The 15,892-nt window shown below is 70.3% G+C and carries 13 protein-coding genes; all 13 read right to left on the bottom strand.

Features of this window, described 5'->3' with window-relative positions; translation table 11 throughout:
• Positions 1–333: 333 nt before the first annotated feature.
• Positions 334–1,152 (bottom strand): DUF4184 family protein, encoded by an 819-nt coding sequence (locus tag DEA06_RS07135; protein WP_116647305.1) that lies wholly within the window; start codon positions 1,150–1,152, stop codon positions 334–336.
• Between the two features lie 12 nt (positions 1,153–1,164).
• Positions 1,165–2,436, bottom strand: a complete 1,272-nt coding sequence (gene tyrS, locus DEA06_RS07140) for a tyrosine--tRNA ligase (RefSeq protein WP_116647629.1) — start codon at positions 2,434–2,436, stop codon at positions 1,165–1,167.
• 60 nt (positions 2,437–2,496) lie between these two features.
• Positions 2,497–3,927, bottom strand: coding sequence for an argininosuccinate lyase (gene argH / locus DEA06_RS07145; RefSeq protein ID WP_116647306.1), 1,431 nt, complete (start codon positions 3,925–3,927; stop codon positions 2,497–2,499).
• Positions 3,928–3,931: 4 nt separating this feature from the next.
• Positions 3,932–5,065 (bottom strand): heparan-alpha-glucosaminide N-acetyltransferase domain-containing protein, encoded by a 1,134-nt coding sequence (locus tag DEA06_RS07150; RefSeq protein ID WP_240606858.1) that lies wholly within the window; start codon positions 5,063–5,065, stop codon positions 3,932–3,934.
• On the bottom strand, positions 5,044–5,967 hold the full coding sequence (gene argF, locus DEA06_RS07155; RefSeq protein WP_116647308.1) for an ornithine carbamoyltransferase: 924 nt from the start codon (positions 5,965–5,967) through the stop codon (positions 5,044–5,046). Before argF ends, DEA06_RS07150 begins: the two co-directional genes overlap by 22 nt.
• Positions 5,964–7,211, bottom strand: coding sequence for an acetylornithine transaminase (locus DEA06_RS07160; protein ID WP_116647309.1), 1,248 nt, complete (start codon positions 7,209–7,211; stop codon positions 5,964–5,966). Before DEA06_RS07160 ends, argF begins: the two co-directional genes overlap by 4 nt.
• Positions 7,208–8,110, bottom strand: a complete 903-nt coding sequence (gene argB, locus DEA06_RS07165; protein ID WP_116647310.1) for an acetylglutamate kinase — start codon at positions 8,108–8,110, stop codon at positions 7,208–7,210. The genes DEA06_RS07160 and argB overlap by 4 nt, the downstream gene beginning before the upstream one ends.
• A complete protein-coding gene (gene argJ / locus DEA06_RS07170) occupies positions 8,107–9,264 on the bottom strand; it encodes a bifunctional glutamate N-acetyltransferase/amino-acid acetyltransferase ArgJ (protein ID WP_116647311.1) in 1,158 nt (385 codons plus the stop codon). The genes argB and argJ overlap by 4 nt, the downstream gene beginning before the upstream one ends.
• Positions 9,261–10,307, bottom strand: a complete 1,047-nt coding sequence (gene argC / locus DEA06_RS07175) for an N-acetyl-gamma-glutamyl-phosphate reductase (RefSeq protein ID WP_116647312.1) — start codon at positions 10,305–10,307, stop codon at positions 9,261–9,263. Before argC ends, argJ begins: the two co-directional genes overlap by 4 nt.
• A gap of 290 nt (positions 10,308–10,597) precedes the next feature.
• The gene (gene pheT, locus DEA06_RS07180; RefSeq protein ID WP_116647313.1) at positions 10,598–13,102 is read right to left on the bottom strand and encodes a phenylalanine--tRNA ligase subunit beta; all 2,505 of its coding nucleotides are present in this window, start codon (positions 13,100–13,102) and stop codon (positions 10,598–10,600) included.
• Positions 13,102–14,142 carry a phenylalanine--tRNA ligase subunit alpha gene (gene pheS / locus DEA06_RS07185; RefSeq protein ID WP_116647314.1) on the bottom strand — a complete coding sequence of 347 codons (1,041 nt, stop codon included), beginning with the start codon at positions 14,140–14,142 and terminating at the stop codon, positions 13,102–13,104. Before pheS ends, pheT begins: the two co-directional genes overlap by 1 nt.
• 132 nt (positions 14,143–14,274) lie before the next feature.
• On the bottom strand, positions 14,275–15,231 hold the full coding sequence (locus tag DEA06_RS07190; RefSeq protein WP_116647630.1) for an amino acid ABC transporter permease: 957 nt from the start codon (positions 15,229–15,231) through the stop codon (positions 14,275–14,277).
• Positions 15,228–15,875, bottom strand: a complete 648-nt coding sequence (locus DEA06_RS07195) for an amino acid ABC transporter permease (protein WP_116647315.1) — start codon at positions 15,873–15,875, stop codon at positions 15,228–15,230. The genes DEA06_RS07190 and DEA06_RS07195 overlap by 4 nt, the downstream gene beginning before the upstream one ends.
• Positions 15,876–15,892 lie beyond the last annotated feature (17 nt).

The following is a 15,892-nucleotide window of genomic DNA, read 5'->3' on the forward strand; positions in this document are numbered from 1 at the left end:
ACCTGCAACTCAGCCTCATCAGCCTCGCCCGCAGGGCAACTTCACTACCTTATCCCACCCACACCGACTGTCAAATCGACGTTTCCGACTCCGTAAAGAGCCGAGAGCGCGCCGAATAGACGCCCATGTGGCGGGCAACCCGATTCCCTGACCTGACGGCCAGCCGCACTCTACGTGCGAAGGATTCGGGAGGTGTTCTCCGCTTGAGGGTGGGGCAAGTCTTTCGGACTTTCCGCTCTTCCCTGTGGGGCGAACAGATAGAAACTTACGCGGGATGCGGCGTCTCGGCGAATCGTGCTGCATCCCGGGCGTGTCGCGGCGTCGGAACGGCCGTCATCCGGTAGTAGATCCGCGTGATTCCGCGGATCGAGAGCGAATCACCGTCACCACTGCGGCGAGCACGAGCGTTGCCGCTCCCCACGCGCCGGCAGCCGCCGGAAGAACGCGATACGCCAGGTGCTGGATCGTCCACTCCGGCGTGATCGGTCCGTACGTGACGAGCCCCACCGCCCACGCGGAGACGAGGACGAGCGGCAGGGACAGCCACCACACCGCACGAACAGCCGACGGCAGCATCCGGTGCACCTCGCTCGCGTCGCGACGGCCGATCCACACCGCCGCCCAGATGCCGATGATCACCAGGCCGATGACCGACGAGCCGTGCTGGAGCCACTTGTAGCCGATCATCGGACCCCAGGTATCGGCGAGCGCCGGGAACAGCGCAACGCCCCACCGCCCCTCGTGGGTGAAGAGATCCCAGACGATGTGCGTGATCACGCCGAACAGCAGCGACACGACGAGCAACACCACCGACGGCACCGTGATCCTGTCGCGGGCGTCGGCGAAGGTTTCGCGGAGCGCGCCCCGCGGGCCGGCCGACCACGACGCCGGAAGCCGCTCGGCGACCCATCGCGGCGAGAGCTCCCCCGCCGCCGGGCGCAGCACGCAGCGCCACACCAGCAGCAGCACCAGGGCGACGGCGACCGTCACCGGGAGTGCCGACGCGCTGTGCGTGATGCCGTAGAGCGGGAGCCCGGTGCGGACGAACAACGGAAGATCGGGCGTCATGGCGCCGATCGCGATGGCAGCGGGGATCAGCGGAGTGCGCACGAACGGCAGAGCCACCACGGCATGGCTCGGCGTGAACGGCATGATGCGCCCCGGTCAGCCCGCGACGAAGAGGCCGGCGAGGGTCTTCTTGCCGCGCCGGAGCACCGACACTCCCCCGGGCAGGCTCCCGGTGACCACCGCGTCGTCGGCCTCGATCCGTTCGCCGTCGAGCGAGACGCCGCCCTGGGCGATCGCCCGACGCGCTTCGCCCAGGCTCGAGACGAGTCCGGTCTCCACCAGCGCCTGCACCACCGTCGTCCCCGGCGCGACCTCCGCGTGCGGCAGCTCGTCGAGGGCTTCGCGCAGCGTCCGCGCATCGAGACCCGACAGGTCGCCCTGCCCGAAGAGGGCGTCGGATGCGGCGATCACGGCCGCCGTCGCATCTGCACCGTGCACGAGGGTCGACACCTCCGACGCAAGACGCTTCTGCGACGCACGCCGGAAGGGCTCGGCCTCGACGAGACGCCCGTACTCCTCGATCTCGGCACGGGTCAGGAACGTGAACACCTTCAGTCGCTCGACCACGTCGGCGTCGTCGGTGTTGAGCCAGAACTGGTAGAACGCGTACGGGCTCGTGAGATCGGCGTCGATCCAGATCGCGTTGCCCTCGCTCTTGCCGAACTTCGTGCCGTCGGAGTTCGTGATCAGCGGTGTTCCGATCGCGTGCACCGAGGTGCCCTCGACGCGGTGGATCAGATCGGTACCGCTGGTGAGGTTGCCCCACTGGTCGCTGCCGCCGGTCTGCAGCACACAGCCGTACTGGCGGTGCAGCTCGAGGAAGTCGAGCCCCTGCAGGATCTGGTAGCTGAACTCGGTGTAGCTGATCCCCGCCTCGGAGTTGAGACGCGCGCTCACGGCGTCTTTCTTCAGCATCGTGCCGACGCGGTAGTGCTTGCCGATCTCGCGGAGGAAATCGATCGCGCTGAGGGGCGCGGTCCAGTCGAGGTTGTTGACCATGCGCGCGGCGTTCTCGCCATCGAAGCTCAGGTAGCGCTCGACCTGCTCGCGCAGGCGTTGCACCCACTCCGCGACGGTCTCGCGGGAGTTGAGGGTGCGCTCGGCCGTCGGTCGCGGGTCGCCGATCAAGCCGGTCGATCCCCCGACGAGCCCGAGCGGACGGTGCCCGGCCAGCTGCAGGCGTCGCATGGTGAGCAGCTGCACGAGGTGGCCGAGGTGCAGACTTGGAGCCGTCGGGTCGAACCCGCAGTAGAAAACGATCGGCGGCCCGGCGAGCGCCTCGCGCAGGGCCGACTCGTCGGTCGAGACGTGCACGAGTCCTCGCCAGACGATCTCGTCCCAGACGTTGTCGAAGGTCGGATCGATCATCGGTTCGGCGGCGTCAGACACGACGTCGAGCGTATCAAGCGGGACGGTGACCGCCCGACGTCACAGCCCGAGCTCGTGGGCGAGTGTCTGGGCGCGGGCGACGAGCTGCGCGCGCTGCTCGGCGACGCGCTCGGGAGCGGTGCCGCCGACCCCGGTGCGACGGCCGACCGAGCCTTCGATGGACAGCACCTCGCGCACGGCCGGCTCCAGCAGGGGCGAGACCGACGCGAGCAGCGCGTCGTCGGCGTCTTCGAGCCCGATCCCGCGGTCTTCGCACGCGCGCACGAGCTCGCCCGACACCTCGTGGGCGTCGCGGAACGGCACGCCGCGGGTGACGAGCCATTCGGCGACGTCGGTCGCGAGCGAGAAGCCCTGAGGGGCGAGTTCGGCCATGCGGTCGGTGTCGAAACGCAGGGTCGCGATCATCCCGGTGAAGGCGGGAAGCACCGTCTCGAGGGTGGCGACGGTGTCGAAGACCGGCTCCTTGTCTTCCTGCAGGTCTCGGTTGTACGCGAGCGGGAGCCCTTTCAGCGTGGCGAGGAGCCCCGCCACGTTGCCGATCAGGCGACCCGACTTGCCGCGCGCGAGCTCGGCGATGTCGGGGTTCTTCTTCTGCGGCATGATGCTCGAGCCGGTCGAGTACGCGTCGTCGAGGGTGACGAAGGAGAACTCCCGCGTGTTCCAGAGGATGATCTCCTCCGACAACCGTGACAGATCGACCCCGATGAGCGCTCCGACGAAGGCGAACTCGGCCACCACGTCGCGCGCGCTCGTGCCGTCGATCGAGTTCTCGGACGGGCGGGCGAGACCGAGTTCGTCGGCCACCAGCTGCGGGTCCAGGCCCAGCGTGGACCCGGCGAGCGCACCGCCGCCGTAGGGAGAGACCGCCGCGCGCGCCGACCAGTCGCGCAGTCGTTCGAGGTCGCGCACCAGCGGCCAGGCGTGCGCCTGCAGATGGTGTGCGAGCAGCACCGGCTGCGCGTGCTGCAAGTGCGTGCGCCCGGGCATGATCGCGTCGGCGTGGGCGTCGGCCTGCGACACGAGGGCGTCGATGAGCCGCACGACGTCGCGGGCGATCACCCGGGCGTGGTCGAGGAGGTACAGACGCACGAGGGTCGCGATCTGGTCGTTGCGGCTGCGCCCGGCGCGGAGTTTGCCGCCCAACGCAGGACCCACGATGTCGATGAGGGCTCCTTCGAGGGCGCCGTGCACGTCTTCGTCGTCGGGTGCGGCGACGAGCGAGCCGTCGGCGACGCGGCGACCGAGCTCGTCGAGCCCCTCGTGCATGGCGGCGGCTTCGTCGGCGGTGAGGTAGCCGGCGGCGGTGAGCGCGGTGGCGTGCGCGTGCGATCCGGCGATGTCGTACGGCGCTAGCACCCAGTCGAAGTGGGTCGATCGGCTCAGGGCGGCGAGCTCGGGCGACGGCCCCCCGGCGAATCGGGCGCCCCAGAGCGCTCCCTCGTTCGTACCGTGACCGCTCGTCGTGCTCATCCTCTCAGCCTACCGAGGGCGCCACGCGGCTCCCGTCCGGGTCGCGCACCATCCAGCGCGCCGCGCGGTCGATCGCCGCCTCCAGCGGCCCGCGCCCGATGAGGAGCGCCCACAGCGTGCACCCGACGATGAGGCCGAGGGTCAGCGGCCAGAACGGTTCGAGCCCCCGGAAGGCGGTCAGCGCACTGGTCTCGCCGAGGACGGATCCGGCCCAGAGCGCCCACACGATCAGCTGTGCGCTGTACGCGGTGAGCGGCATCGCCCCGACTGCGCGCAGCGGCACGACGACCCACCGCAGCGGTGTTCGACACAGCAGCAGGCACCCGGCGATCACTGCCACGGCGAAGGCACCCGAACCGACGACCTCCAGCAGACCCGTCGAGTGCGCTTCGGCGGTCCAGACCGAGGCGAGGTAACCGCGATCGAACGTCGGGTCGGCCCCCGTGGTCACGGCGAGCGCCGAGAAGACGGTGGCGATCCCGGCCCCGACGGCGAGCATCGCCCCTTGCGCGGACAGGGAGCGCAGATCGATGCGGCCGAGGGCCATTCCGGTGAGCAGGAAGGCGATCCAGGTCGGGAACGGGTAGGCCCATCCGATCGAGACGGCCACCGTCTCTCCCAGGGTCGTCTCCCAGAACGGGAGGGCGTCGAGCCAGGCCTGCGCGAACGGCATCACCACCGCGACCGCCGCCGCGATGCCGAACAGCGCTGGCGCACGAAGGCCCAGGAACGGCAGGGACAGCAGGAAGAGGATCGCGTAGGCGGGAAGGATGACGTAGACCGGAACGCCGGTCGCCGCGAGCAGGAGACCCAGCACCCACAGCACGCCCGCCCGCACGGCGAGCCTGCCCGACGCACGGGCGCGGGCCCCGCCGCGCAGCGGCGTGCGCCCGCCGGTCACCAGCGCGATCGACACTCCCGCGAGGGTCGCGAACAGGATCGACGACCGCCCGTTCGCGATGTCGACCCACGTCTCGGGGCGCGCCGAATCCCACGGCTCGATCGACAGGAGGTGGGCGGCCAGCATCCCGACGACGGCCAGGCCACGTGCGAGGTCGAGCCCGGCCAGACGGCCGGGCCCGTCGAGGCGCGCCCATCGCGAGCGCACCCAGGAGGTCATTCCTGCCGCAGCAGCCACACCAGGAGGGCCTTCTGCGCGTGCAGACGGTTCTCGGCCTCGTCCCAGACCACGCTCTGCGGTCCGTCGATGACCTCGGCCTCGACCTCGTACCCGCGGTCGGCGGGCAGGCAGTGGATGAAGATCGCGCCGGGGTCGGCGAGCGTCATGAGCTCGCGCGTGACCTTGTAGGCGCCGAGGTCGCGCAGGCGCGCCTGCTTCTCCTCTTCTTTGCCCATCGACACCCAGGTGTCGGTGACGACGACGTCGGACCCTTCGGCCGCGCGCACCGGGTCGGCTTCGAGCACGACCGAACCACCCGTGCGGGCGGCGATCGCCTGCGCATCGGCGACGACGTCGGCCCGCGGGGCGTACTCCGCGGGAGAGGCGACCCGCACGTGCATTCCGGCGGTGACCCCGGCCAGGAGGTACGAGTGCGCCATGTTGCTGCGCCCGTCACCGAAGAACGACAGCGTCAGCCCGGTGAGCTCCCCCTTGTGCTCGCGGATCGTGAGCAGGTCGGCCAGCAGCTGGCACGGGTGGAAGTCGTCGCTGAGGGCGTTGACCACCGGCACCCGCGTGCCCCGCGCCATCTCCTCGAGCCCCGACTGCGCGTAGGTGCGCCACACGATCGCGGCCACCTGACGCTCCAGCACGCGCGCGGTGTCGGACGGGGTCTCCTTGCCGCCGAGCTGGCTGTTCGCCGTGGAGATGATCAGCGGCGAGCCGCCGAGATCGGCGATGCCGACCGCGAACGAGACCCGCGTGCGGGTGGAGGACTTGTCGAAGATCACCGCGACCGTCTGGGGTCCGGCGAGCGGCTTCTGCGCCCACCGGTCGCGCTTGAGCTCGATCGCGAGGTCGAGGATCTCGGCCTGCTCGGCCGGGGTCAGGTCGTCATCGCGAAGCAGATGGCGGGTCACGCGGGTACCTCCGCAGGTGTATCGGGTGTGGCGTCGGGCGTCTCGTCGAGGATCAGGGCGTCACCCACGGTCGCCAGCGACGCGGCGAAGAGGGCGAGGAACTCGCTCACCTCGGCATCGCCGATCGTGAGCGGTGGGGCGAGGCGGATCGTGTCGTCGTTCGCGGCGTTGACGATGAGCCCGTGCTCCTGGGCCGCAGCGACGACGGCCTTGGCGACCGGGTGGGTCAGCGCGACGCCGAGCAGCAGACCCGCCCCGCGGATGCCGCCGACGAGCGGCGACCCCAGGCCCATGATGCCTGCGCGGAGCTCTTCTCCGCGCGCGGCGGCGTTCTGCACGAGACCGGCCCGCTCGATCTCGTCGAGCACGGCGCCGGCGACGGCCGTCGCCAAAGCGTTGCCGCCGAAAGTGGAACCGTGGGTGCCGGGGAAGAACAGGTCGCTCGCGTGGCCGAAGGTCACGAGCGCGCCGATCGGGAACCCGCCGCCCATGCCCTTGGCGAGCGTGATCGCATCGGGCACGATGCCGGCGCGCTGGAAGGCGAACCACTCCCCCGTGCGCCCGGCGCCGGTCTGGATCTCGTCGATGATGAGCAGCGATCCGGATGCTTCGGTCAGCCGTCGAGCGGCCTCGAGGTATCCCTCCGGCAGCTCGACGACGCCGGCCTCGCCCTGGATGGGCTCGACGAGCACCGCGGCGACGCGCTCGTCGAGCGCCGCCTCGAGCGCCTCGATCGTCGGGTCGATGTGCTCGACGCCCGGGGTCATCGGCAGGAAGTCGGCCTGGAGCGCCGGCTTGCCGGTCAGCGCGAGGGTTCCCATCGTGCGTCCGTGGAAGCCGCCCTTGAGCGTCAGGATGCGGGGTCTGGCCGAGCCGCCGTGCAGGCGCGCCAGCTTGAAGGCCGCTTCGTTGGCTTCGGCCCCGGAGTTGCCGAAGTAGACCCGGCCCTCCGGCCCCGTGCCGGCGAGACGCTTCAGCCGAGCGGCAAGCGCCAGCTGCGGCGGGGTGGCGAAGTAGTTCGACACGTGCGCGAGGGTCGCCGCCTGCCGTGACACCGCGTCGACGAACACCGGGTGCGCGTGCCCGAGCGAATCGACCGCGATACCGGCGAGGAAGTCGAGGTACCGACGCCCCGTGTCGTCGAAGAGGTGGGAGCCTTCGCCGCGCACGAACAGCGCCATGCGGTCGCCGAAGCTCCGCACCAGGTCGCGTCCGGCGTCTTCCTGCCAGGTGGTGTCGGTCATGCGACGACCTCCGTTCCGATTCCCTTGCTGGTGAACAGTTCGACGAGCACCGAGTGCGGCACGCGCCCGTCGACGATGGCGGCCGTCGGAACGCCCCCGTCGACGGCATCGAGGCATGCCTGCATCTTCGGAATCATGCCCGACTCGAGCCGCGGCAGCATCGCGCGCAGTTCGGTCGAATCCAGGTGCGAGACGAGCGACTCCCGGTTCGGCCAGTCGGCGTACAGGCCCGCGACGTCGGTGAGCACCACGAGCTTCGTCGCGCCGAGCGCGACGGCGAGGGCCGCGGCCGCAGCATCCGCGTTCACGTTGAGCGAATGACCCGGGTGATCGAGATCGGGGGCGATGCTCGAGACCACCGGGATGCGCCCGGCGTCGAGGTGGTCGAGCACCGGGCGCGGGTCGACCGACACGACGTCGCCCACCCGTCCGAGGTCGTGCTCGACGCCCGCGACGGTGACACCGCGGCGCCGTCCGCCGAAGAGCCCGGCGTCCTCGCCGCTGAGCCCCGTCGCGAGGGGCCCGTGTGCGTTGATCTTCGCGACGAGCTGCGGATTGATCTGACCGGTGAGCACCATGCGCACGACGCTGATCGCCTCGGTCGAGGTGACGCGGTAGCCGCCCTTGAACTCACTCGGGATGGCGAGCCGGTCGAGCATGGACGAGATCTGCGGACCGCCACCGTGCACGACGACAGGCTTGACGCCGACGTAGCGGAGGTAGGCGATGTCTGCGGCGAAGGCATCCTGCAGCTCGTCGCTAACCATCGCGTTGCCGCCGTACTTGACCACCACGATCTGGTCGCGGAACTTCTGCAGCCAGGGCAGCGACTCCACCATGGTGGCCGCCCGCGCACTGGCGGTCGCGGGATCGGTGTCTTGCAGGTCGATGTCGCTCATGAGGAGTAGGCGCTGTTCTCGTGGACGTAGTCGTGCGTGAGGTCGTTCGTGTAGATCGTCGCGGTGGCATCGGCGACCTTGAGGTCGATGACGACGTCCGTCTCGCGCGGCGTCAGGTCGACCTCCTCTCGGGGCCGGTCGGGCCCGCCGTTCGAGCACACGCGCACCCCGTTCATCTCGACGTCGACCGCGTAGGGATCGAACTCCGCCTGGGTGGTGCCGATCGCGGCGAGCACCCGGCCCCAGTTGGGATCGTTGCCGAAGATCGCGGCCTTGAAGAGGTTGTTGCGGGCGACGGAGCGCGCCACCTCGACGGCTTCGTCTTCGGTGGCGGCGTGCACGACGGTGATCCGGATGCTGTGGCTCGCACCTTCCGCGTCGGCCTGCAGCTGCACGGCGAGGTCGAGACAGACCTCGGTCAGCGCACGCCGGAACGCGTCGGGGTCGGGGACGACGCCGGAGGCGCCGCTGGCGAGGAGCGTGACCTGATCGTTCGTCGACATGCAGCCGTCGGAGTCGAGCCGGTCGAAGCTGACGCGAGTGGCGGCACGCAGGTGCGCGTCGGCGTCGGCCGCGTCGAGGACGGCATCGGTCGTCAGGACGACGAGCATCGTGGCCAGGCCCGGCGCCAGCATCCCGGCACCCTTCGCCATACCGCCGATGGTCCATCCGTCGTGGCTGCGCACGACGGTCTTCGAGACCGAGTCGGTCGTCATGATCGCCTCGGCGGCGGCCTGACCGCTCTCGGCGTCCAGCGCCGCGACGCTCTGGGCGACACCCTCGAGCACCTTGGCGCGGAAGACCTCGTCACCGGTGCCGATGAGTCCGGTCGAGCAGACGAGCACGTCGCCCGCGCCGACCTCGAGCAGTTCACCGACGCGCTCGGCCGTCAGGTGCGTGGTCTGGAAACCGAACGCCCCCGTGAAGCAGTTGGCCCCGCCGGAGTTGAGCACGATGGCTTCCACGACACCGTCGCGGATCACCTGCTCCGACCAGAGGATGGGGTTCGCCTTGGCCCGGTTGGAGGTGAAGACGGCAGCGCCGACCTTGAGCGGTCCGCGGTTGACGACGAGGGCGACGTCGCGCTTTCCGGTCGACTTGAGGCCGACGGCCACTCCGGCCGCGTCGAATCCTGCGGGGGCGGTCACGCTCACGGGGCGACTCCGTTCACGGTGAGGGCACGGCCTTCGGGAAGACCGAGCGCGATGTTGAGCGACTGCACGGCGGCGCCGGCGGTGCCTTTGACGAGGTTGTCGAGCGCGGCGACGACGACGACGCGGTTCGCCGCCCGGTCGATCGCGAGGCCGAGAAGAGCGGTGTTCGCACCCAGCACGTCGGCGGTGCGAGGGAATTCGCCCTCGTCGAGCAGCTGGACGAAGGTCTCGCCCGCATATGCGTCGGCCCATGCCGCACGGATCTCGGCGTCGGTGACACCGGGGGCGATCGGCGCGGTCGAGGTGGCGAGGATGCCGCGCGCCATCGGGACGAGGACGGGCGTGAACGAGATGCGCACGTCGCCGACGGCTCCGGCGCCCACGAGCGCCTGCCGGATTTCGGGAATGTGCCGGTGCGAGCCCCCGACGGCGTAGGGGTTCGCCGACCCGAGGATCTCGCTCGCGAGCAGGTTGGTCTTGAGGCTCTTGCCCGCACCCGACGGGCCGACGGCGAGGACCGTCACGATGTCGGACGCATCGATCACTCCCCCGGCCACGCCCGGCGCGAGGCTCAGAGCGACGGTGGAGGCGTTGCATCCCGGGGCGGCGATCCGCGTCGCACCCGCGAGGAGGTCGCGCTGCTTACCGCCGTCGACGATGAGTTCGGGGACGCCGTACGCCCACGGCGCGTGGAACTCGCCGCCGTAGAACTGCGCCCAGGCCGACGCGTCGGTGAGGCGGTGGTCGGCACCCGCGTCGATCACGATCGGTGTCTCGGCCAGCGCGTCGGTGTACTGACCCGACTGCCCGTGCGGGAGCGCGAGCACCACGATGTCGTGGCCGGCGAGCACCTCGGGCGTGGTGTCCTGCAGCGTGAGGTGCGAGAGGGAGCGCAGGTGCGGCTGGTGACGAACGAGCGGCTGGCCGGCGTTCGAGTGCGCCGTGACGGTGCGGATCTCGATGTCGGGGTGCGCGGCGAGCAGGCGCAGGATCTCGCCGCCGGCATAGCCGGATGCGCCGGAGACGGCGACCGAATAGGTCATGCTTCCACCTTATTGTCTGGGTTCACGGGCCAAAGACGGCGACGCCCGTGCCGCACGACGGCGGGAAGCGGGGTCGCCTAGAGTCGGCGGCCGCGGCGCACGCCCACAACGCTCGTGACGAGCGAGACGGGGGCGGCGGAAAGCATGTCCCGACGATAGCCGCGCGGCCGCAGCATCCGCAAATCCTGCCACCGAAGCGGCGAATCCACACTCACGCGCTCGAATCCACACCCACGCGCTGCCGCGGAGTGCGGATTCGAGCGAGATCGGGTGGATTCGCTCGCGTGATGCTATTCGCGCAGGGTCGCACCGAAACGCTCGGCGGCGACGGCCACGCCCGCCAGGCGCGCCTCCGACGCCTCGGCCGCGGTAAGGGTGCGGTCGGGCGCGCGGAAACGCAGTGCGAACGTGAGGCTCTTGCTGCCGTCGGGGAGCCCCTGACCGCGGTAGTCGTCGACGAGGCGGAGCGACTCGAGCAGGCCTCCGGCCCCCTCGACGAGGGCGGCGCGCACGTCGCCCGCGGGAAGGGTCGCATCCACGACGAGCGAGACGTCCTGGGTCGCGGCGGGGAACCCCGAGAGCGACGCGGCCACAACGCGGTCTCCGCCGAGCGTCAGGAGCAGATCGAGATCGAGCTCGGCGACAACGACGCGACCGGGGAGGTCAGCGGCTTCGGACACGGCGGGCAGCAGCTCGCCGACGTAGCCGACCTCGGTCGCGCCCACCGTGACCACGCCCGCGCGCCCCGGGTGCAGCGCCGCACGGGTGGTCTGCGCCAGCTCGATCTCGACGCCGGCGGCCCCGGCGATGATCCGCACGGCGTCGATCGCGTCGGCGAGCCCGGCCGTGACGGCCGGCTGACCGGGCTGCTTGTCGACGATCGGCCCGGTGAGGAGCACGGCGACGTGACGGCGCTGCGGCGGGATGGATGCGTCGAGCGCGACGAGCGTCGCCGCGTCGGGACGCGCGCCCAGCGGCGGCACCGAGTCGGTGCCGTAGGTCACGCCGGGCTCGGGGAGGAACACCGCGCCGGCTTCGAAGACCGCGAGGTCGGTGAGACCGCGGGCGACGTTGCGGTGCGCCGCCTGCAGCAGAGCCGGCACGAGCGAGCGCCGCAGGAACGGCGCCTGCCCGTCGAGCGGGTTCGCCATCTTCACGCTCGGCAGGTGCTCACCGGTCGGCGAGCCGTGCAGATCGTTCTGCTCCTCCGTGGTGAACGGGAACGAGGGCGTCTCGACGTAGCCCGCAGCCGCGAGAGCGTTCGAGACCCGGCGACGACCCTGCTGCGCGGCGGTGAGGCCACGGCCCGAGGGCGGAACGGGCAGCACCGAGGGGATGAGGTCGTACCCCTCGATGCGCGCCACTTCTTCGGCGAGCGTCCACTTGTCGGTCACGTCGGGGCGCCACGACGGCGGCACGACGGCCCACGGTTCGACGGAGGTGTCGACGTCGCAGCCGACCAGGCGCAGGGCCGCGGCGATCTGCTCGTCGGTGTAGTCGACGCCGATGAGGCCCGAGACGAAACCGCGCGGCAGGGCGATCGCGTCGCGCTCGTACGTCGCTGACAACGATCCGCCGAGTTCGGTGTCGAGCGTGCCGCCGGCCAGCTGCACCATGAGCTCGGCGACGCGTTCGGCGGCGACGAACGGCACGAGCGGGTCGACGCCGCGCTCGAAACGACGGGATGCTTCGGACGGCAGCTTGTGACGGCGTGCGGTGCGCGCGATCGAAACCGTGTCGAAGGTGGCCGCCTCGATGAGCACGTTGCGGGTCGCGTCGCCCATCTCGGTCGTGCCGCCGCCCATCACCCCGGCCAGGCCGATGGGGCCCGACTCGTCGGTGATCAGGAGGTCTTCGGGGTGGAGCGTGCGCACCTGGCCGTCGAGGGTCTTGAGCGACTCCCCCGGCTCGGCGCGACGAACGGTGATGCCGCCGGTCAGGGCGTCGAGGTCGTAGCCGTGGATGGGCTGGCCGAGCTCGAGCATCACGTAGTTGGTGATGTCGATCAGCACGCCGAGCGAGCGGATACCCGCGAGCGACAGGCGCGCGATCATCCACGCCGGCGTGGGCCTGGTCGCATCCACGTCGCGGACGATGCGGGCGACGAACTCCGTCGCGCCCACACGGCCCCGGATGGGGAGGCGGTCGTCGACGACGATCGAGAATCCCGAGGGGGTGCGTGACGCCGCATCCGCGTGCCCGGCTCCGGGATCGCGGAAGGCGGCTCCCGTGGCGTGGGAATACTCCCGCGCCACACCGCGCATCGACAGCGCATACCCGCGGTCGGGGGTGACGTTGATCTCCACGGCGACGTCGTCGAGCCCGAGCAGCGCGATCGCGTCGGTACCGGTGGCCGCGTCGATGCCCAGTTCGGCCAGACGCAGAATGCCCGAGTGCTCCTGGCCGAGCCCGAGCTCCTTCGCCGAGGCGATCATGCCGTCCGAGACGTGCCCGTAGGTCTTGCGCGCCGCGATCGGGAAGGGCCCGGGAAGCACCGAACCCGGGAGGGTCACGACGACCTTGTCACCGGGGAAGAAGTTGCCCGCGCCGCAGACGATCCCCCGCGGGGAGTCCTCGCCGACGTCGACCTGGCACCAGCGGATCGTCTTGCCGTTGGACTGCGGTTCCTCGACGAACTCGAGCACCTGTCCGACGACGATCGGCCCCTGCAGCTCGAAGCCGTGGACGTCCTCCTCCTCGAAACCGACGCGCACGAGCGAGGCGAGCACGTCTTCGGGCGTGGCCTCGGGGGCGACGTCGACGAACTCGCGCAACCAGGAGAGCGGGACGCGCATCAGACCACCATTCCGAACTGTTCGCTGAAGCGCACATCGCCCTCGGCCATGTCGCGCATGTCTTGCACGTCGCTGCGGAACATCAGGGTCCGCTCGATGCCCATTCCGAACGCGAAGCCGGAGTAGACCTCGGGGTCGATGCCCGCCGCGCGCAGCACGTTGGGGTTGACCATCCCGCATCCGCCCCACTCGATCCAGCGCGCACCGCCCTTGAACGTCGGGTGCCAGAGGTCGAGCTCGGCGCTCGGCTCGGTGAAGGGGAAGAAGTTCGCACGGAACCGGGTCTTGGCCTCCGGGCCGAAGAGCACGCGGGCGGCGTGGTCGAGGGTTCCCTTGAGGTTCGCCATCGTGATGCCCTTGTCGATGACGAGTCCTTCGAACTGCGTGAACACGGGCAGGTGGGTCGCATCGAACTCGTCGGTGCGGTAGACCCGCCCCGGGCACAGCACGTAGATGGGCAGATCGCGCTCGAGCATCGATCGCACCTGCACCGGCGACGTGTGCGTGCGCATGACGAGGTGGCGATCGACCGGGTCGACGAAGAACGTGTCCTGCATCTGACGCGCCGGGTGGTCGACGTCGAAGTTGAGCGCGTCGAAGTTGAACCACTCGTGCTCGAGCTCGGGGCCTTCGGCGATCTCCCACCCCATGCCGACGAAGATGTCGGAGATCTGCTCCTGCAGGAGCGAGATCGGATGCCGCGCGCCCACGCGCGCGCGGCGCGGCACAGCGGTGATGTCCACGCGCTCGGCCTCGAGCTTCGCGGCCGTCTCAGCCTCGGCGAGCTCGGTCTCCCGGGCGCCGAGCGCCTGGGTCACGCGCCCGCGGGCTTGGCCGACCAACTTGCCGAAGGCGGCCTTGTTCTCGGGGGCGACCTGGCGCAGTCCCGCGTTCAGCCGCGCCAGGGGCGAGCCTTCTGCGGTGTGCGCCGCTCGCGCGGACTTGAGTTCGGCGGTGGTGGTCGCGGCGGCGATGGCAGCGAGGGCTGCATCGACCGCGGCGGCTACCGCTTCAGGGGTGATCTCGGGGGCATCGGACACGAGAGACGAGTCTACCGACGGGCGGATGCTGCGTTCCGCGCACCGTCCGCGGTCCGGCCCTCGGCGATCGCTTCGCGCCGCACCCGACCGCGGGCCGGACCGTCGCCGGCCGGGCTTTCCCGGTCGCGACGATCAGCGAGCGTTCGCGCCGCCGCCGAGTCCGCCGCCGCCCAGACCGCTGCCGCCCATGTCGTACTTGCCGAGGCCGCGCTGCGCCACGATGAGCTCGGTGTCCGTGACCTCCTGGGTCGCCTGATTCGCTCCGGCGACGTTGCCGCCGGTCTTCGCCGAGCGACGCAGTCGCTTCTCCACGGTGGTGGCGACGAGCGAGAGGAGAAGGCAGAGTCCGATGTAGATGGCGCCGATGATGATCGTAGCCGGCACGATGGGCGAGCCGTAGGTCGCCTGCCCGCCGATGTAGCGGGCGTAGAAGAGCAGCTCGGGGTAGGTGACGATGAAGCCGAGGGCGGTGTCTTTCAGGGTGACGACGAGCTGGGCGATGATGACGGGCATCATGGCGCGAACGGCCTGCGGCAGGAGCACGAGACGCATGACCCCGGCTTTGCGGAGTCCGATCGCGTAGCCCGCCTCGTGCTGGCCCCGCGGCAACGATTCGACACCGGCACGGATGACCTCGGCGAGCACCGAACCGTTGTAGGCGACGAGGGCGATGACGACCGCCCAGTAGGGCTCCATCCTGATGCCCAGGACGGGCAGCCCGTAGTAGAGCAGGAACATGAAGATCAGCACCGGCACGGCGCGGAGGACCTCGACGATCGCCGTGAAGGGCCAGCGGATCCAGCGGTGGTTCGACATGCGTCCGATGGCCAGCACGAAACCGAGCACGAGCGCACCGACGGCCGCCGAGGCGAAGGCACCGAGGGTCGCCAGCGCGGCCTGGCCGATGCTGAGCCAGACGTTGGAATAGGTGAACGCCGACCACTTCTGCGCGGTGAACTGGCCCGTCACGGCCAGGCGCCAGACGAAGAACCCGAGGATCGCCAGAACCACGAGCACGGTGACCACACCGAAGATGCGGTTGCGCGCGATCGCGCGCGGACCCGGGACGTCGAACAGGACACTGCTCATCGCGCCACCCTCCATCGGTTCTCGAGACTGCGCTGCAGCCAAGACAGAAGCAGCACGAGCGCGACGAAGATGACCGCGACCCAGAGGATCACGAACAGCTGATTCTCACCGCGCTCGCTGAGATAGCTGCGGACGGAGCCGAGGTTGATCACGCTGAATCCGGCGGCCACGGTGGTGTTCTTGAGGAGGGCGATGAAGACGCTCATCATCGGGGGGATCACCGAGCGGAATGCCTGCGGCATCACGACGGAGCCCATCACCTGGCCGAACGTGAGACCGAGGGCGCGTGCGGCCTCCGCCTGCCCGACGGGCACGGTATTGATGCCCGACCGGATCGTCTCGGCGACGTACGTCGCCGTGTAGATGCCGAGCGCCGCCACACCGAGGATGAGCGGGTCGATGCGAATCTGCAGCAGGGGCGGAAGGGCGAAGGCGAACCCGAAGAAGACGAGCGTCAGCGGGGTGTTGCGGATGGTGTTCACGTAGAGCGTGCCCATCCAGCGTGCGATCGGAATCGGAGAGACCCGCATGCCGCCCACGATGATGCCGAGGACGAGAGCCAGGAGACCGCCGCCGAAGAAGAGGATGAGCGTGCCAACCAGGCCGTCCCACCAGATGTCGGTGTTGTCGGTGATGATGTTCACGACATCGCCTTCCTACG

The organism is Microbacterium sp. Gd 4-13 (genome assembly GCF_003095395.1).
Taxonomy (GTDB): Bacteria; Actinomycetota; Actinomycetes; order Actinomycetales; family Microbacteriaceae; genus Microbacterium.